This window comes from Candidatus Proelusimicrobium volucris (assembly GCF_959605025.1).
Classification (GTDB): Bacteria; Elusimicrobiota; Elusimicrobia; order Elusimicrobiales; family Elusimicrobiaceae; genus Proelusimicrobium; species Proelusimicrobium volucris.
In genome coordinates this window covers 1-17,901 of the sequence record NZ_CAUHCY010000004.1, presented here as the reverse complement: position 1 = coordinate 17,901, position 17,901 = coordinate 1, and the positions used below count along the sequence as shown (strand labels likewise).

The window sequence follows — 17,901 nt, the reverse complement described above, 5'->3', positions numbered from 1 at the left end:
ACAACTCATATTGTGCATATATTAAAACACGGCAGTTTTATAGGCGTAGACAGGGGCTGCCTGGTATGTACTTTGCCGGATAAAACGGAAAAGAGGCTTCCTCTCTGCGATATTTTGGCCGTAATAATAGCGGCGAGGGGTGTGTCCTTTTCTGGGGAGAGTTTCTCTCGCCTTATAGAAAATAATGCCGTTATAATGCATTGTGATTCTTCCTATAAGCCGATAGGATACAGTATCGGTTTACACAGAATAGTCCATAATGAAATATTTGAAACTCAAATGAATATGCCACCCTATTTCAGGGCCGCTCTGTGGGATATTATTCTTAGGGCTAAAAGCGAAAACCAGGCCTGCCTTCTTGACGCCTTGTGCAAAGAACATAAAATATGGCGCTATCTGGAGAAATCGAACTTGGCGGAAGGCAATATCGCCCGCCATTATTGGAAGATATTTTTTAAATCTTTCGGTAAAAACGCCCCCAAGAAAAGGGAATATCAAAATGCCGAAAACCCGATAAACGGTATGCTTAATTATTGTTATGCTGTAATGTCAGCCTTGGTGCACAGGAGCATTTTGATACACGGCCTAAGCCCCGTATTGGGGATATATCACCGCTATCGCTTTAGAAGTGCGCCGCTGGTTTACGATTTGATAGAGCCGCTGCGTCCATTCTGCGATTATATATTGCTGCGCTATCATAAAGACAATCCCCGTATGAAGATAGAAACCTTCGTCAAGCATTGCGCCAAAGATCTGCTTAAAGCAAGGATAGATATATCTTCCGCCAGAAAGTTAAGCCTTCCCGCCGCGGTGGATTTTTATGTAAGTTCCATAAGCAAGGCCTATAAATACGGGGATACCAAATACATAAAACTGCCGTCTTTGAGAGGAGTTTCTTTTGAGGAGTAATTGCCCAAGGAGCAAATATTATATGGGTTGGCTGATAGTCCTATTTGATTTACCCACCGATACCAAAGAAGAACGCCGTGAGGCCGCCCGCTTCCGCCATGCTCTTTTGGACAGCGGCTTTTTAATGCTGCAGTATTCCGTCTACGCCAAGAATGCCATAAGTACGGAAAAGAAAGATTCCGCCATTCATAACCTAAAAATAATCAGCCCGACGACAGGCAATATCCAATGCTTTTTTATAACGGATGCCCAATGGAAGGCCAGCATTACAATAAGCGCCGCTGAAGCTAAAAAAAGGCGCCAAATCAACAAGGATGATAATTTAGGTGAGCAGCTGCAATTTTGGTAAAGACAAAATATCTTTCATACTAAAAGGTTGAAAGGTTAACCTTACGTATAAGATTATTCTTACAGAGGTACGATTTCCTTTCCTGTGTTAAGACATAACTGAAAATAAAACGGATAAAGTATAAAATACAGTTGTTATCTATACAATGCTATTGAAACAAATCTGTTTTTTCAGTCCTGTCAAAACTTACATCTATAACATTCCGGTATATTGTGAATTGAAACAAATCTGTTTTTTCAGTCCTGTCAAAACGCCCAGCAATCTCCGACGATTACTAGGTTTATTGAAACAAATCTGTTTTTTCAGTCCTGTCAAAACGAATACGTTGTGCGGCAATAGCTTCTCTTAATTGAAACAAATCTGTTTTTTCAGTCCTGTCAAAACGGAAGCAGTAAGCGGTTTTCCTGCCATTACATTGAAACAAATCTGTTTTTTCAGTCCTGTCAAAACCAATGTGTAAAAATATATCATTTGTAATATATTGAAACAAATCTGTTTTTTCAGTCCTGTCAAAACAACGCTTCTTTTATCATAATAAGTTCGCCAATTGAAACAAATCTGTTTTTTCAGTCCTGTCAAAACAAACTTCCAAGCTGATAATAATCAAGTCTAATTGAAACAAATCTGTTTTTTCAGTCCTGTCAAAACTCATATTATTTCTAGGGCGGTAAAAACCGATTGAAACAAATCTGTTTTTTCAGTCCTGTCAAAACACTTTTGTTTTTTCAGAAAAATTTGAAAGAATTGAAACAAATCTGTTTTTTCAGTCCTGTCAAAACCGCCAGCTGGAGTTCTCCAAGCATTTTAATTGAAACAAATCTGTTTTTTCAGTCCTGTCAAAACTCGAGCTGTACGAGAGGCTTGGTTGTTTGGATTGAAACAAATCTGTTTTTTCAGTCCTGTCAAAACACGCGCTTAATCCTATCGCAGGAAATGCTTATTGAAACAAATCTGTTTTTTCAGTCCTGTCAAAACAGGCAAAAAACCTCAGTTGCGTGTTATCACATTGAAACAAATCTGTTTTTTCAGTCCTGTCAAAACAGCGTGTTCATTATCATTGTGCGCACGCCCATTGAAACAAATCTGTTTTTTCAGTCCTGTCAAAACATAGCCGCCCTGTCCAATTTGCGCGGACAGTATTGAAACAAATCTGTTTTTTCAGTCCTGTCAAGGTGATATGTTTCAAATTTTGTTATGACAGTATGAAAGATAAATTGTCAAATAGCTATACCAATATTATTATTTTATATTAGTATTTGTCAACCTGGGTAAAAGTGGATTAAAACAAAGAAGGCGCTTTTAGTAAGCGCCTTTAAAACTGGTGCGCCCAGCGGGAATCGAACCTGCACCAACGGCTTCGGAGGCCGCTATTCTATCCATTGAACTATGGGCGCTTTTATTCAATTTTACCATTTTATACAAATGCATTTGTATAGGCTCGGTAAATCCGTATAAATATTGCGCCGAAAAAACAGCTTCCGCGTACTTTTCCGCATTGTTTTTTATGATATAATCTCTTTATCGTATGACGGAGGAAATATGAAGGGCATTATCCTTGCCGGCGGAACGGGCAGCCGTCTGTTCCCGGCGACTTTCGCGGTGTCAAAACAGCTTATTCCCGTTTATGACAAGCCGATGGTTTATTATCCGCTTTCGGTGCTGATGCTTGCGGGCATAAGGGATATCGCGCTTATTTCCACCCCGAGAGATTTGCCCGCTTTCAAAGCGCTTTTTGGCGATGGGCGGGAACTGGGCCTCAATTTTACCTATATAGAACAGCCACAGCCCAAAGGTATAGCGCAGGCTTTTATTTTGGCGCAGGATTTTATCGCAGGCGATAATGTCGCTTTGATATTGGGCGATAATATCTTTTACGGTTCGGGCTTGGAAGATATGCTCTTGCGGGCGGCGGCGCTTGAAGAGGGGGCGGAGATTTTCGCTTCCCGGGTAGTCAATCCCGCGGCTTACGGCGTCATAGGCTTTGACGATAAAGGCAAGCCGACGAAGATAACGGAGAAGCCTTCAAAGCCGGCCTCGCCCTGGGCGGTAACGGGTTTGTACTTTTACGACGGCTTGGTATCGGAAATAGCGCGCGGGCTTAAATTTTCGGCGCGCGGCGAGCTTGAAATAACGGACATCAATAACGCCTATCTGGAAAAAGGCCTTATGCGTGTTAATTTTATGGAGCGCGGCATAGCCTGGCTTGATACCGGTACGCACGAGGATCTGATCAAAGCCTCCACTTTTATAGAGAGCATAGAAGCCCGCCAAGGCATAAAGACGGCCTGCCTTGAGGCTATCGCCTTTGAAAAGGGCTGGATAGACCGCGCCGCTCTGCTCAAGCGTGCCGAGGGGATGAAGGGCACCCCTTACGGCGATTATCTTTTAAGCTGCGACGCCGAGGGCTTATGGAAATAATAGGGAAATTTTTAAACGGCGCGAAATTGCTTAAGCCGCGTATTTTTAAAGACGCGCGCGGATATTTTTTTGAAAGTTATAATCAAAACACTTTCTCCGAGCTTGGCATAAACGCGCGGTTTGTGCAGGATAACGAATCTTATTCCGCGCGCGGCGTTCTGAGGGGTTTGCACTTTCAAAAAGGGGCCAACTGCCAAGCAAAGCTAGTTAGAGTTTTAGAAGGTTTGATAGAAGACGTAATAGTGGATTTGCGTTTAGGCAGCCCGAGCTTCGGGCATTTTAAGAAAATAACTTTAAACGGGGAAGAAGGACTGACCCTTTTTGTGCCGCGGGGATTCGCGCACGGCTTTTTGGTTTTAAGCGACGGCGCGAAAGTATTTTATAAATGCGATAATTTCTATAATCCTTCCTATGAGGGGGGAATAAAGTTTGACGATCCCTCTTTAAACATTGATTGGAGCCTTGAAGGCCTCAACCTTTCTTTAAGCGATAAGGACTCTGCCCTCGCCTCTTTTGAGGATTACAGAAAAGAGCCGATATTTGAATATGGAAAATAAATTCGAAAGGAATATTTTAGTAACTGGCGGGGCGGGCTTTATCGGGGCCAACCTTATTTGTCTGCTCGCGCGTAAATACAAAAATTACCGCATAATAAATTTGGATAAACTCACCTATGCGGCGGATTTGAACAATTTGAAGGAAGTTTCCTCTTTGGATAATTACGTCTTTATCAAGGGCGATATTTGCGACGAGGTTTTGGTAAAAGATATTTTTAGGCGATACGGCGTCGACGGGGTCTTCCATTTGGCGGCGTGTTCGCACGTGGATAATTCCATAAAGAGCCCGAGGGAATTTATTAAGACCAATATAGAAGGCAGTTTTAATCTCCTTTCGGCGGCTTACGAGGCGTGGCATAAGGGCCCTTTTGAAGTTAAAGAGCGGTACCGCCATGCGCGGTTTCATTTGGTGTCTACCGATGAGGTTTACGGCTCCTGCGACAGCGGCCTTTTTACGGAAAGCTCCCGCTTTGAGCCCAATTCGCCCTACAGCGCCAGCAAAGCCTCTGCCGATTTGATAGCCCGTTCTTACATTAAAACTTTCGGGCTTAACGTTACGATAAGCAACTGCTCCAACAATTTTGGGCCGTGTCAACATGGCGAGAAATTTATTCCCACCGTCATACGCTGCGCCTTAATCGGGGAAAATATACCCGTCTACGGCGACGGCGGAAATATCAGGGATTGGCTTTACGTGCGGGACCACTGCCAAGCTTTGGATTTGATTTTCCATAAAGCGCGCCTTGGCGAAACTTACAATATCGGCGCGGGCAACGAAATTGACAACCTTACTTTGGCAAAATGCCTTTGCGCTTTGCTTTCCAGGTTTAAGCCGAGCGGAGGCGATTATTCCAAACTGATAAAATTCGTCGCAGACAGGCCGGGCCACGACAGACGTTACGGTATAGACTATTCCAAAATAAAAAGAGATTTGGGCTGGAGCCCGAATACTCCCTTTAACTATGCGCTTGAGCATACCGTAAGGTGGTATATAAACAAATACGAAAGGCTTTCCTAAGCGGTTAGTTTGCCGCAGCTTCTTCCTTTTTCTTTTTGAACGGGACTCTTATTTTCTGCGGATAACCCAGCCAAATTGCGACCAAAGTGCCAAGCCCCAAAAGCAAAGGATAATAAAGATATTTCATAATGGCGACCGGCGTCAGCGAAGCCAAAGCCGCGGCCATAAGCAGCTGCGCGCCATAAGGTATAAGCCCCTGCACGAAGCAGGAGAAAATATCCAGTATGCTTGCCGAGCGGCTTGCCGGTATTTTAAAGTTGTGGGCTATGTCTTTTGCTATCGGGCCGGACATAAGCAAAGCTATGGTATTGTTTGCCGTACAGAGATTTGCGAAACTTACCAAAGCCGCTATACTTAGTTCGGCCGCTTTTCTGGATTTTATGTTCTTTGTAAGTTTTTCAATAATCCAAGCCATACCGCCGTTTATGCGGATAGTTTCCAGCATACCGCCCGCAAGCAGGGTTACTATAATCAATTCGCCCATGCCGACAATGCCTTTGCCCATGGCCTGCGTCCAGCCCCAAAGGGAGAAGGAAGAAGTGGCTAAGCCTGTAAGCCCCGCCAGCACGGTGCCGCCGGCCAATACCAGCATTACGTTCAGGCCCGATACAGCCGCGCCCAAGACTATCACATAAGGCAGGACTTTAAGCCATTGTACGTCCTGCAGCTGGTAAGGTATTTGGGAAGAAGAAGCCGAAAAATAATATAATACCGCCGTCAGCACGGCGAAGGGCAGAACTATCAAAAAATTGGTTTTGAATTTGTCGGACATTTTACAGCCCTGCGTTCTAGTAGCGGCTATCGTAGTATCGGAAATGAAGGAAAGATTGTCGCCGAACATCGCCCCGCTGACTATTACCGCCGTCATTAAAGCGGGGTTCAGCCCCGTCTTCGCGGCTATGCCAGCGGCCACCGGCACCAAAGCGACTATCGTGCCTACGGAAGTGCCAACCGATACGGAAACAAAACACGCCGCCAAAAACAGGCCCGGCGCAAGTAAAGCCGGCGGCAGCAGAGAAAGCGTCAAATTGACAGTCGCGTCTACCGCGCCCATATCTTTCGTCGTCTGTGCGAAAGCGCCCGCCATTATAAATATCAGCACCATAAACAGTACATTGGCATTGGCCGCGCCTTGGCAGAATACTTCCGTCTTATGCTGGATGTTGCCGCCTTTTATCATTGCTATCCCTACGGCCGAGGCCAAAAGGAAAGCCACGGTAATGGGCATTTTATAAAAATCGCCCGCTATTATAGACACCGCCAAATAGGAAAGCAGAAACACCGCTAAAGGCGCCAGCGCTTTATAATTGGGTTTTACGGATTTGTTTGAAATAGTATTTGTTTCGTCCATATCAATAAAAAAACCAAGCCGTTAACTCGGTTTGAAATGTAATTAAAATTAACTGTTTATACTTATATTATATAAAATGCGGAAGGCTCTTTCAGCCGGCGCTGGAGAACCTTTCAGCAGAAGGAAGCCTTTCTTTTACAATAGCCTTAAATATGTAGTATGATATACATATGGAAGAAAAAGGCGTGGACTCTACAAACGAATATTTTAAGAATATAAGTTCGCTCGTCAAGAAAATAGACAGGGAACAGGAAGGCGCGCTTTGGAAAAAGGCCAAAGCTGGCGATAAGGACGCGCGGGAAAAACTGGTACAGATGCATCTTAGGCTGGTTATCCCTACGGCCAAACGTTTTGCGAGAAGCGGTATGGATTTGATGGACTTGGTGGAGGAGGGAAACCTCGGCCTTCTGCAGGCGATAGACAAATTCGATCCTTCCAAAGGTTTTCGTTTTTCAACCTACGCCATACACTGGATAGAACAATATATCCGCCGCGCGGTGGAAGAACAAAGCGGTACGATAAAAATACCATCCCACGCATGGGACAATATGCGACTTTGGGGCAAAACTTGGGATAAACTTAAAGAGAAACTCGGCCGCGAGCCCAGCCTTAAGGAAATGGCTTCGGAAATGAATATTTCCGCCAGGCAGGTCCGCTCGATTTTGGATACTTTAAGTGCCGCTTACAGCGTAGATTCCCTTTCTTCCGCTCTGAGCGAAGAAGAGGATATGACTTTGGAAGATACGATAACCGATTACGGCAAAGGCAATCCCGATAATTTGGTTACGGACGCTTCTGCCAATAAGGAGCTTTTGGCGATATTGGACGAAATCAATCCCCGCGACAAAGAGATTTTGATTATGCGCTACGGCATAGCTTCCGAGGAACCTCTGACTTTGGCGGAAGTATCGCAGAAACTAGGGATATCCAGGGAGCGCGTCCGGCAGATAGAGGAGCGCGCCGTCAGGACGGTGCGCAAGAAAGCCGAACAGCTCGGTCTTTTTGAGTTCGCGGAGATGGACCATAGCACAAAAAAAGTTCATACGGGCCTGGATATAAAAGAAAAGACTAATATCTTGGGCGATGCGATTTCGGTATATAATCCCAAGGCGACGAAACTTATGAAAATAAAAGCCGCGGCAAAGAAAGCGGCGGAAGGGAAATCTGCCAAGCCTAAAGCCAAGGCGGCCGTGAAGAAGAATTCCGCCGAGAAATCTAAAGTCAAGAAAAGTAAAGCGACGGTTTCCAAAAAGACGGGCGGCAAGAATATAAAGAAAGGTAAAAAGAAATGAAGGACAATACCAATTTATTAAAAGCGCTTCGCGATGTTAAGGATTTTCCCAAACCGGGTATTATATTTAAGGATATAACCCCGCTGTTGGCGGACGCTGCATTATTTAAGCAGGTTATAGAATCTTTTGCCGAGGAATGTTCGGGCAAAGGAATAACGAAAGTCGTCGGGATAGAATCAAGGGGTTTTATTTTCGGCTCCGCTTTGGCCTATGCTTTGGGCGTAGGCTTTGTGCCGGCCAGGAAAAAGGGGAAACTCCCTTACAAAACCATTTCGGCCTCGTTCGCGCTTGAATACGGCACAGACATAATCGAAATGCACGAGGACGCTTTGACTTCCGCCGATAAAGTCGTGATAGTGGACGATTTACTCGCGACAGGCGGTACGGCCAATGCTGCGATAGAGTTGGTTAACCGTCTGGGCGCGGAAGTGGTTTTTTGCGCTTTTGTCTGCGAACTCGGCTTTTTGGGCGGCGGCGCAAAGCTAAAGAAACCGTATAAATCTTTGTTGCCGTTATAGGAATCTAAGTGTTTTGAAAACCGCGCGGAACTTATTGTTCCGCGCTTTTTTATTTGTAAAGCCGAGGATTAAGTATGAAATTTCCGCTTTTAATTCCGCCTGTTTGAATAGAAAGAAACAATTTGCATAATCGGATTTTTTAAAGAGTTAGGCCAGCACTTGTATAAAATGGGCGGGTAAAGTCCCGAAGACATTTTTAAGCGATACGAAAAGGCTTGCCTTAAAATCCGCTAGTCTGTGCTTACTGTTTATAAAGAGAAAAATAAAACCCCTAGGTTTTGCCTAGGGGTTTTATTTAGAACGGTTGATCGGAATAGTCTTTAAGCATTCTCGTTCTGCTGGGGTGGCGCAGCTTCCTGATAGCTTTGGCCTCTATCTGTCTGACGCGTTCCCTAGTAACGTTGAACATCTTGCCGACTTCCTCCAAAGTTCTCGGGTAGCCCGATTCTATGCCGAAGCGCAGCTTGATGATTTTTGCTTCTCTTTCCGATAAGGTCGCCAAGACTTCCGCCACTTCCTGCTTTCTTAAAAAGTCGGTCGCGGAAGAAGACGGATTGGGCCCGTTTTTATCTTCGATAAAGTCTTCCAAATTGGAATCCTCGTCCTCGCCTATCGGGGTGGAAAGGGAAATGGGGTCCTGCATAATCTTCAGTATTCCTTTTACTTTTTCCACCGAGAGCCTTAAAGACTTTACATAATCGTCCAAATCCGGTTCTCTGCCGTGTTCTTGGCGGAATTTATTGGTAACTTTCGTCAATTTGGAAACGAGCTCTTTCATATGCACAGGTATACGTATGGTATTGGCCTGGTCGGCTATGGCTCTGTTGATGGATTGCCTTATCCACCAAGTGGCGTAGGTGGAGAATTTGAATCCTCTCTTATATTCGAACTTCTCTACCGCTTTCATTAAGCCCAGTCCGCCTTCCTGTATAAGATCGGATAGTTCGAGATTGGAATTGACGTGCTTTTTGGCGATTGAAACCACCAGCCTCAAGTTTGCGCGGATAAGTTTAAGTTTATCCTGCAAAATCATTTTCTCAAAGAAGTCTATCCTCTCGTTTAAGGATAGGAACTCCTGCTCCGACATCGGCAGGGTGGAGAGTAATTTCTCGTATCTGGATTTGACGGTGTTTATGTTTTTTATGGCTCTTTCCAAATCCGCGGCGCTTTGCGCTTTAGTCTTTTTGACCAAGGCGCTTTCGGTTACTTTGCCCTGCTGATATTGTTTAAAGAGTTTTACTACATCGTCATATTTGCCGAAGTACTCGTCAAAGCGGGCTATATCTCCTTTGTACTCGTTGATTTTGTCCGCCAGGCCCTTTATCCTGTTGGTAAGACGTTTTATTTTATTCTGGTTGAGGTTCAATTTTATTATTCTGTCTACTACTTCTTTTTGCTTCTCTTCCAGTTTGCTGGTGTATTTGCTTATCAGTTTGTCGCTTAAATTGGGGTTGCGCAGCTCCTTCATCAATGCGGAAATGTCCTTCTCCCTTTTGGCGATGAAGGCGGCGGCTTCCTTAAGTTTTTTGCGCATGGTGTTAAGTTCGCGTGTCGTCCTTTTACCGCGGGGCATGAGCTCTTTCGTTGTCATTTCTTCCTGATCGACGAGTTCTTCCCAGGAGCAAATTTCGCGCATCGTTATAGGGGATTCGAGCACGATTTTGCGCAGTTCCTTTTCGCGTTCGCGGATATTTCTTGCGAGGGTTACTTCTTCGTCTCTGGTAAGGAGCGGCACTTTGCCCATTTCGGAAAGGTACATTCTTATGGAGTTTGATATATCCATATTTGAAGACCATTCTTCCGTATAGGCCTCTTTTTCCGCCATGGCTACGGCTTTGTATTTTTTGCGGTCGACCACCTGTATGCCCAAATCTTCCAAGGTGCCCATTAAGCCGTCGATATCGTCGGCGTTCATGGCGGCCGAAGTCAGCGATTTGTTAATTTCGTCCAAAGTAAGATAACCGTGTTCCTTGCCTATTTCTACAAGTTCTTTAAATGCCTTGTTGTCCTGTGCCATATAATTAAGATTCCCTCGCTCTTTATGATTTTAATTTTTTTTGTATTTCCATTTGCTCTTTAAGTAAATCCAAAGGGGCCGCGCCCGGCTCATAGCCGGCCAGCTGCTGCTGTATACGCTTATACCTTTTGTTCAGCGCAGTTTTGTTCAGCGTATTTAGGCATGCCTCCACTTCCCTTTGGGGACGTATCCCCTCAGGCAGCGGCTGCATGGCGTACTTTAGAGCTTTTTTCGACAAACCTTCGTCTTTTTGCGCCATCAACGGCAGTACTTCCTCTACGTCCGGCCTTTGCAGACGCAGAGTTTCCACCTCTTTAAGTATAAGCCAAATATCTTTATTTTCAAAGTGCTCTTCTTTTAAATCCGCGCATAATTCCACATAACGCGGGAATTTAAGAAGTACTCTTATCAAATCTCTTTCGCTTTGAGGGGTATTGTCCGCTTCTTTTGGCCTTACGGCTTTGGGTTTTGAGGCGGCGTCCGTTTTCTTTATCTTTTGCGCAATTATTTCAGGAGCTACGCCCAGTCTGTTAGCCGCGGTCAGAACCCATTCGTTCCTTATTATGTCGTCGGGCTGTTTTTGTATTATTTCAATCAGTTCGGCGGTAATATCAGCCCTGTCTTTTGGCGATATGCTTTGTACACCTTTCAAAATACAGTCCAGACGGAAATTGATTATGTCTTTGGCGTTGTCCACCACCTCTTTAAACTTGTCCAGACCGTATTTGTTTATGTATTCGTCGGGATCGAGCCCCTCGCTTAAAGCGGCCACTTTTACGTATATTCCGCTTTCCACCAATATCAAAGCCGCCCTCAAAGAAGCTTTCGTGCCCGCCTGATCCGGGTCAAAAAGTACTACGGCGGTATCGGTATATCTTTTTAACAGTTTTGCGTGTTCCGGCGTAAAGGATGTACCCAACGGCGCCACGCAGTTGCACGCGCCCGCCTGGTGGCAGGCTATTACGTCCATATAACCTTCCAGCAGTATTACTTTGCCCTCTTTCCTTATGGAAGGCCCCGCAAAGTTTAAAGCGTAAAGCACCTTGCTTTTGGAGAAGAGGGGCGTTTCGGGCGAATTTAAATATTTGGGCTGGCCGTCGCCCAAGGTTCTTCCGCCGAAAGCGACGCAGTCGCCCCTATGGTTGAATATCGGGAACATAAGCCTGTTCTTAAAATAATCCGTTCCCGATGAATAGGCGCTTAACCCCAGCTTTTTCAAATCCTGCAAATTATAGCCGTTTTTCGTCGCGGCTTTGGTAAGCCCGTCAAACAGGCTTAAACCGAGTTCAAATTTTTCCGCCGTTTCTTGGGTGATCTTCCTTTCTTTAAGGTAATTTCTGGCGGCAAGGCCTTTATCGCCCATGAGCTGTCTTCGGTAGAAATCCTTGGCGGAGTTCATAAGTTTATAGTCGGCGATGCGGCTCTTTTCCTGTTCGGATAGGGAATCTTCCTCCTGCCACGGTATGCCCGCTCTTTGGGCTAGGCGTCTTGCGGCCTCGTTGAAGGAAAGATTTTCCATTTTCATTAAGAAATCGAAAACATCTCCGCCCGTTTGACAGCCGAAACAGTAAAAAAATCCCTTTTCCGGGCTTATGGAGAAAGAAGGCGTCTTTTCCTGATGGAACGGGCAGCACGCCTTATAAGTTCTGCCCGAACGCCTGACTGCCGGGACATATTCTTTGATAAGTTCCAATATATCAATACTGTCTTTAATTTTTTCAATCAAGGCGTTGTTCATAATAACACATATAGGCACAATAGCCCGCCGTTTAGCGGACTATTGTGCTGATTTTTTTGTCTAAAAACTAAAAGCGTTTTCTTTTAGTGCGTCTCATTCTGCGCTGCGCTTCCTGAGATTTGAGTTTTCTTCTCACGCTTGGCGGAGTATAGGTTTCCCTTCTTTTGATTTCTTTAAGGATACCGTTCTTCTCGCACTCTCTTTTGAAGCGTTTCAAAGCTTCCTCAAGATGTTCGGCGTCGCGTACTTTTACGAATACCATTTGATTTTCACCACCTTATCTTGCAAAGACCTTAAAAATAAAAAACTTAAAAATTAACCCGCCGGCCACAGGAACCGTCTTCCGCCCATCAAATGATAATGCAGGTGGAACACGCTTTGGCCCGCGCCCTTGCCGTTATTGGCGACAAGTCTGAAATCTTTCAAGCCGAGTTCTTTTGCTATTTTAGCCGCGGCGAGCTGAATCTTGCCCAGCAACAAGGCGTCTTGCTCTTGCGCGCCGGCCAGATTTTCTATATGCTTTACGGGTATAATAAGTATATGGGAGGGGGCCTGCGGGTTTAAATCCTTAAACGCGACAAGGTCTTCATCCTGATATATTATCTGTGCCTGTATTTCGCCGTTGGCTATTTTGCAAAAGATACAATCGCTCATACCTGTACAATTATATCAAAAAATAGCGCGCTTTTGTAAATAAATATATAATAAGGTACGCGCGAGCGCGTTTTAAGGGCTTGGCAAAAGGGCGCAAAGTTGATAAGAATCTCATAATTTAATATCATTTATATATGAGAAATTCTACAAAGCCTACAAGCTTTATAGTTGTATCTTCCTATTTAAAATCCAAAAAAATTTTATCAGGAGTCATTTAGCTATGTCTAAAAATAATCTGGAACCCATAGCGGTTATAGGTATTGGCGCAATTATGCCGGGCGCGCTAAGCAAAGACGAGTTTTGGAAAAATATTACGGAGGGCAAGAATTCTATTATAGAAGTTCCTCAAGACAGGTGGGACTATCGCCTGTTTTACAGCGAGGACAGGAGTATACCCGATAAGACTTACAGCAAGATCGGCGGTTTTATTACGGGCTTTAAATTCAATTCTTTAAAATACAGGATACCGCCCTCGGTAGCCAAGCAGATGGATTCTATCCAGCACCTTGCTTTGGAAACTGCGAGCATGGCGCTTGAAGATGCGGGATATGATAAAAAGGATTTCGACCGCACTCGCACGGCGGTTATTATCGCCAATGCTGTGGGCGGTATTAAGAACGAATACAGCAATACCCGCATATATAAAGCCTTTTATTACGATATGTTAAAACACGCGGAACATTTCGCTTCTCTTCCGCCTGCCCAGCAGGAGGCTATAATAGAGGAAGTGGAAGCCGCGGTGAATCAGAAATTCCTTCCGATAACGGAAGACAGTATGCCTGGCGAATTGCCCAACGTAATAGCGGGCAGGGTGGCCAATGTCTTTAACCTTAACGGCACCAGTTTTTCGATAGACGCGGCTTGCGCCAGTTCTTTGGCGGCGTTGGATCAGGCCGTAAACGGATTAAGAGTAGGCAACTACGATATGGCTTTATGTGGCGGCGTGGACCAAATGATGTCGCCCGCGGCCTATATTAAATTCTGTAAGATAGGGGCTTTATCTGCTGACGGTTCTTACGCGTTTGATGCGCGCGCCAACGGTTTCGTAATGGCGGAAGGCGCAGGCATAGTACTGTTAAAACGCTTAAGCGACGCGGAGCGCGACGGCGACAAAATTTACGGTGTAATAAGGGCTATCGGCGCGTCGAGCGACGGCAAGGGTAAAGGAATAACGGCGCCCAACCCCAAAGGGCAGAAGCTGGCGATAGAGAATACTTTCAGGCAGTTGGATTATACGCCGGGCGATATCGGCCTTATGGAAGCGCACGGCACGGCTACGAAAGTGGGCGATGCGGCGGAACTTTCCGCTTTGGACGATGTTTTTAAACCGTATGCGCCGGCGGGCTCGATAGGATTGGGCTCGGTAAAATCGCAGATAGGCCACGCGAAAGCGGCTGCCGGCATAGCGTCCGTAATAAAAGTAATGCTGGCTTTACACAATAAGGTGCTGCCGCCTTCAATCAATTTTGTAACGCCCAACCCGATAGTGGATTGGGCATCCACTCCGTTTAAGGTTATAACGGAAGCGCGCGAATGGAAGAGCGACAAGATAAGAAGGGCGAATGTATCGTCATTTGGCTTTGGCGGGACGAACTTCCACTTGGCGGCGGAGGAATATAATCCCTCGCTTAGCGCGAAAAAGGCTTCAATACCCGCAGCGGCCAATGTCGTAACTTCAAATAATGAGGAGAAAGAAACAATGTCACAAACCCAAAACACGGCAAGCAAATATGAACTTTTGGTGCCTATGGAGAAACTGCAAGGCGATATGATGGTATTCTCCGGCGACAGCAAACAGGATCTGTTTAACGAGCTGAACGCGGCCGTGCAGAGCATACAGGGCGATCCTTTATATTTGGTGAAAGCGGCATATAAGAATCATACGGCGAGCTATAAACAATATGCGGTAAGCATAAATGCGGAATCTCCGGAAAAGCTTAAAGAGAAAATACAATTCTTCATTAAAACAGCCAGCGCATCTGACGTATGGAGCGAGTCCTCTTTATATTTAAAGATGAAAGGTATATATCCCTTCTACAATCACAGCGAGAAGCCTAAGGTATGCTTTATGTTCCCGGGCCAAGGTTCGCAATATGTGGATATGATGAAGGATTTGGCCAGCAAATATAAAGTGGTGCGCGACACATTTGCCGAGGCGGACGTAATTTTGAAACAGCTTGCCGGCACTACTTTGACCGACGTCATCTGGAGCAAGGAAGGCGAAAGCAAAGAAGAGTACAAGAAACGGGAAGAGGGGATAAAACAGACGCAAATAACCCAGCCCGCTATACTTACGGCCAATGTGGCTATGATGAGGCTTTTGTATCAATTTGGCATTAAACCCGACGTAACCATGGGCCACAGCTTGGGTGAATACGGTGCGGCGGTAGCGGCCGGGGTGCTCAGCTTCCCCGATGCTATCAGGGCGGTAACCACGCGCGGTACGGCGATGGCGAACATAAAAGTACCCGACTGCGGCAAGATGGCCGCCATAGCCGCCCCGGTAGAGAAAATAGAGCCCGAACTTAAGAAAATATCCGGTTATGTTGCGGTAGCCAACAAGAACTGCCCCACGCAGACGGTAATAGCGGGCGAGAGCAAACCCGTGGAAGACGCAGTGGCTATGTTCACTGCGATGGGCATACAGTCGGTATTGGTGCCGGTATCGCATGCTTTCCATTCGGCGATAGTAAGGCCGGCGTCTGCGGTATACAGAGAATTTTTGAACGGGCTTGAAATACATGCTCCCAAATTGCCGATAACCTCTAACGTATCGGCGGACTTTTATCCTTCAGATCCCTCTAAGATAAGGGATATGATGGTAGAGCAGATAATGAGCTCGGTAGAATGGATAAAACAGGTGGAGCTTGCCTACGCGCGCGGTGTGAGGCTGTTTATAGAAGTTGGGCCGAAGAGAGTGCTCAGCGCTTTTGTAACCAGCACACTTTCGGATAAGAAGGACATTAGAGTCTTGGCGTCGAACCACCCCAAACGCGGCGGCATAACGGAATTTAACGATTTAATGGCAAACCTCGTAGCGGCGGGGATATGGATAGATTGGAGCAAAACTGACATGAATAAAGGAGATACAATATTTAATCCGGCCTTTGTAGCGGCGGCCGGCGGAAAGGTTGCGGAAGTTAAAGAAGCGGCCTGCACCGAAAGCTGCTCAGCAGCGGCCGGCAACGGCGATATACAAGTGGCAATAAGCGGTATAGCGGCGGGTACGCCCGGCAGCTGGGAGAAAGTTTTCCGCGATGGCAACTTGGACGAAATTTTACAAGGAAAGAACTTTATTGAGAATATTTCCGTCAGCGAACAGGAAAAACAGATAGAGAAGAATATAGAATACGTAGTCAAATCCAGAGTGGGCAATCACCGCGTGGAGAAACTTACGGACGTATCTCAGTCGGTAAAACTTGCGGCTAAGAAAGGCGAATTTGACTTGGAAAAGGAATTTGGCGTACCTGCCAAATGGGTAAAATCGATGGATCCTAGCTTTACTTTAGCCGTAGCGGCGGGCATTTTAGCTTTGAAAGACGCCGGTATACCTTTGGTGCTTTACTATAAGCCGACGACGGCTGGTACGTATTTGCCCGACAGATGGGGCTTGCCGCAGAGCATGATAGACGATACGGGTGTAATATTTACCTCGGCTTTCCCGACGGTAAACAGCTGGGCGTTTGAAGTATCCACGAAAATGGCCGACGTGCTGATGGGCAAGACGAAAAAGGAAGTCAGAGCGTTTTACGAGCAGATAATCAACAGCATAAACGACGAAACTTTAAAAGCGCAGATAAAGGCGTGGTTTGAGGAGCGCTTTGCGGAATATGAACATCATAATCCAAGAGTATTTTCTCAAGACTTCTTGTTGAAAGCCATACCAATAGCGCACAGCCAATTCTGCCAGTGGATAAGAGCCAGGGGCCCAGCGACGCATTTAAGCGGCGCTTGTGCATCTACCGCTCAGGCTATAAGCGTAGCGGAAGACTGGATAAAACTCGGCCGCGCAAAGAGGGTAATAATTATAGCCGCCGATGATGTAACCAATAATGTGATACAAGAATGGATTTTGGCTGGATTCTTGGCGTCGGGCGCGGTAAGCCGCGAAGCTGACGTAACTAAAGCCGCTTTGCCGTTTGACAGAAGAAGAAACGGCATGATAGTCGGTATGGGCGCGGCGGGCCTTGTCGTAGAGGACGAGTCCGAAATCCGCAAACGCGGCATGACGCCCCTTACCAGACTTTTGGCTACCGAGATAACCAACAGTGCCTTCCACCCGACGAGATTGGACGTCAACCACGTCGCGGAAGTAATGGACAGAATGGTAGGCAGGGTAGAAAAGAAATATCATCTTAACCGCTCTGATATGTCCAAAGAGATGGTATTTATCTCACACGAAACTTATACTCCCGCCCGCGGCGGCAGTGCCAGCGCAGAAGTATTCGCTTTGAAGAATACCTTTAAAGGTGACGTACAAAACGTAATAGTAAGCAACGTTAAAGGGTTTACGGGACACTCGATGGGTGCGGGCCTTGAGGACGTTATAGCGGTTCACTCCTTGAATACGGGCAATGTCCCGCCGATAGCCAATTATAAGGAACCCGACCCGGAGCTCGCCGGCATCAACTTGAGCAAAGGCGGCCATTATAACTTTAAATACGCTTTAAGATTGGCGGCGGGATTCGGCTCCCAGCTGTCTATGACTTTGCAGGAGAAGACTTGGAGTGTAGGCCAGCCCAGAATAGTGGACCAAGCCAAATATACTCAGTGGCTTAAAGAGGCTTCCAACCAGGATAACCCCGTTCTTGAAGTAGTAAATAATACTTTGAGAATAAAAGATAATTATCAAGCCGGCAAAAGACCCGCTTTGGTGATGGAAGCCTCGCAGGCTTTTGTCGATAAAGCGGCTGCCGGTCATTTGCATGCGGCACCGGCGCAAGCCTCTGCCCCTGTTGCAACCCCCGCGGCTGCACCGGTACAGACTGTAACGGCCCCTGTACAAGCGGCGCCTGCGGTTTCCGCCGCGCCCGCCAAGAAACTTGACGAAGCTACGGTAACGGAAGAAATAGTCAATTTA

13 protein-coding genes, 1 tRNA gene and 1 CRISPR repeat array are annotated in these 17,901 nt (G+C 46.1%); of the genes, 8 read left to right on the top strand and 6 right to left on the bottom strand.

Annotation, left to right across the window (positions count from 1 at the left end):
* The first annotated feature begins 12 nt into the window (after positions 1 to 12).
* Positions 13 to 909 (top strand): type II CRISPR-associated endonuclease Cas1, encoded by an 897-nt coding sequence (gene cas1, locus ACQY3M_RS04575; protein WP_428066347.1) that lies wholly within the window; start codon positions 13 to 15, stop codon positions 907 to 909.
* A 22-nt stretch (positions 910 to 931) separates the two neighbouring features.
* Positions 932 to 1,258, top strand: a complete 327-nt coding sequence (cas2, locus tag ACQY3M_RS04570; RefSeq protein WP_428066345.1) for a CRISPR-associated endonuclease Cas2 — start codon at positions 932 to 934, stop codon at positions 1,256 to 1,258.
* Positions 1,259 to 1,408: 150 nt separating this feature from the next.
* Positions 1,409 to 2,432: a CRISPR direct-repeat array (repeat unit 36 nt; unit sequence ATTGAAACAAATCTGTTTTTTCAGTCCTGTCAAAAC).
* 145 nt (positions 2,433 to 2,577) lie between these two features.
* Here cas2 and ACQY3M_RS04565 read toward each other — a convergent pair.
* Positions 2,578 to 2,652 (bottom strand) — tRNA-Arg (locus ACQY3M_RS04565).
* 145 nt (positions 2,653 to 2,797) lie between these two features.
* Between ACQY3M_RS04565 and rfbA the strand changes: the two genes are divergently transcribed.
* The 3 genes from rfbA to rfbB are packed head-to-tail and all read left to right on the top strand — an operon-like array spanning position 2,798 to position 5,251.
* On the top strand, positions 2,798 to 3,676 hold the full coding sequence (gene rfbA, locus ACQY3M_RS04560) for a glucose-1-phosphate thymidylyltransferase RfbA (protein WP_428066344.1): 879 nt from the start codon (positions 2,798 to 2,800) through the stop codon (positions 3,674 to 3,676).
* Positions 3,667 to 4,233 (top strand): dTDP-4-dehydrorhamnose 3,5-epimerase, encoded by a 567-nt coding sequence (gene rfbC, locus ACQY3M_RS04555; protein WP_428066342.1) that lies wholly within the window; start codon positions 3,667 to 3,669, stop codon positions 4,231 to 4,233. Before rfbA ends, rfbC begins: the two co-directional genes overlap by 10 nt.
* Positions 4,223 to 5,251: a dTDP-glucose 4,6-dehydratase gene (rfbB, locus tag ACQY3M_RS04550; protein ID WP_428066341.1), complete on the top strand. Its 1,029-nt coding sequence runs from the start codon at positions 4,223 to 4,225 to the stop codon at positions 5,249 to 5,251. The genes rfbC and rfbB overlap by 11 nt, the downstream gene beginning before the upstream one ends.
* Before the next feature lie 4 nt (positions 5,252 to 5,255).
* Here rfbB and ACQY3M_RS04545 read toward each other — a convergent pair whose 3' ends face one another.
* On the bottom strand, positions 5,256 to 6,602 hold the full coding sequence (locus ACQY3M_RS04545; protein WP_428066339.1) for a Na+/H+ antiporter NhaC family protein: 1,347 nt from the start codon (positions 6,600 to 6,602) through the stop codon (positions 5,256 to 5,258).
* Between the two features lie 170 nt (positions 6,603 to 6,772).
* On the opposite strand from ACQY3M_RS04545, the gene ACQY3M_RS04540 reads away from it, so the two are divergent.
* On the top strand, positions 6,773 to 7,894 hold the full coding sequence (locus tag ACQY3M_RS04540; RefSeq protein ID WP_428066338.1) for a sigma-70 family RNA polymerase sigma factor: 1,122 nt from the start codon (positions 6,773 to 6,775) through the stop codon (positions 7,892 to 7,894).
* The gene (locus ACQY3M_RS04535) at positions 7,891 to 8,412 is read left to right on the top strand and encodes an adenine phosphoribosyltransferase (RefSeq protein WP_428066337.1); all 522 of its coding nucleotides are present in this window, start codon (positions 7,891 to 7,893) and stop codon (positions 8,410 to 8,412) included. The genes ACQY3M_RS04540 and ACQY3M_RS04535 overlap by 4 nt, the downstream gene beginning before the upstream one ends.
* Positions 8,413 to 8,707: 295 nt before the next feature.
* Here ACQY3M_RS04535 and ACQY3M_RS04530 read toward each other — a convergent pair whose 3' ends face one another.
* The 4 genes from ACQY3M_RS04530 to ACQY3M_RS04515 form a co-directional block, all read right to left on the bottom strand.
* Positions 8,708 to 10,429 carry a sigma-70 family RNA polymerase sigma factor gene (locus ACQY3M_RS04530; RefSeq protein ID WP_428066336.1) on the bottom strand — a complete coding sequence of 574 codons (1,722 nt, stop codon included), beginning with the start codon at positions 10,427 to 10,429 and terminating at the stop codon, positions 8,708 to 8,710.
* A gap of 22 nt (positions 10,430 to 10,451) precedes the next feature.
* Positions 10,452 to 12,167 carry a DNA primase gene (dnaG, locus tag ACQY3M_RS04525; RefSeq protein WP_428066334.1) on the bottom strand — a complete coding sequence of 572 codons (1,716 nt, stop codon included), beginning with the start codon at positions 12,165 to 12,167 and terminating at the stop codon, positions 10,452 to 10,454.
* A gap of 67 nt (positions 12,168 to 12,234) precedes the next feature.
* The gene (gene rpsU, locus ACQY3M_RS04520; RefSeq protein ID WP_428048282.1) at positions 12,235 to 12,429 is read right to left on the bottom strand and encodes a 30S ribosomal protein S21; all 195 of its coding nucleotides are present in this window, start codon (positions 12,427 to 12,429) and stop codon (positions 12,235 to 12,237) included.
* 53 nt (positions 12,430 to 12,482) lie between these two features.
* A complete protein-coding gene (locus tag ACQY3M_RS04515) occupies positions 12,483 to 12,821 on the bottom strand; it encodes a histidine triad nucleotide-binding protein (protein ID WP_428066333.1) in 339 nt (112 codons plus the stop codon).
* 220 nt (positions 12,822 to 13,041) lie between these two features.
* Here ACQY3M_RS04515 and ACQY3M_RS04510 point away from each other — a divergent pair.
* A partial coding sequence (locus tag ACQY3M_RS04510; RefSeq protein ID WP_428066332.1) for a beta-ketoacyl synthase N-terminal-like domain-containing protein occupies positions 13,042 to 17,901 on the top strand: 4,860 nt, incomplete at its 3' end.

Coding starts and splice junctions, on each gene's coding strand:
- cas2 (WP_428066345.1), top strand. CDS start 932: ATGGGTTGGCTGATAGTCCTATTTGATTTACCCACCGATACCAAAGAA.
- rfbA (WP_428066344.1), top strand. CDS start 2,798: ATGAAGGGCATTATCCTTGCCGGCGGAACGGGCAGCCGTCTGTTCCCG.
- rfbC (WP_428066342.1), top strand. CDS start 3,667: ATGGAAATAATAGGGAAATTTTTAAACGGCGCGAAATTGCTTAAGCCG.
- rfbB (WP_428066341.1), top strand. CDS start 4,223: ATGGAAAATAAATTCGAAAGGAATATTTTAGTAACTGGCGGGGCGGGC.
- ACQY3M_RS04545 (WP_428066339.1), bottom strand. CDS start 6,602: ATGGACGAAACAAATACTATTTCAAACAAATCCGTAAAACCCAATTAT.
- ACQY3M_RS04540 (WP_428066338.1), top strand. CDS start 6,773: ATGGAAGAAAAAGGCGTGGACTCTACAAACGAATATTTTAAGAATATA.
- ACQY3M_RS04535 (WP_428066337.1), top strand. CDS start 7,891: ATGAAGGACAATACCAATTTATTAAAAGCGCTTCGCGATGTTAAGGAT.
- ACQY3M_RS04530 (WP_428066336.1), bottom strand. CDS start 10,429: ATGGCACAGGACAACAAGGCATTTAAAGAACTTGTAGAAATAGGCAAG.
- dnaG (WP_428066334.1), bottom strand. CDS start 12,167: ATGAACAACGCCTTGATTGAAAAAATTAAAGACAGTATTGATATATTG.
- rpsU (WP_428048282.1), bottom strand. CDS start 12,429: ATGGTATTCGTAAAAGTACGCGACGCCGAACATCTTGAGGAAGCTTTG.
- ACQY3M_RS04515 (WP_428066333.1), bottom strand. CDS start 12,821: ATGAGCGATTGTATCTTTTGCAAAATAGCCAACGGCGAAATACAGGCA.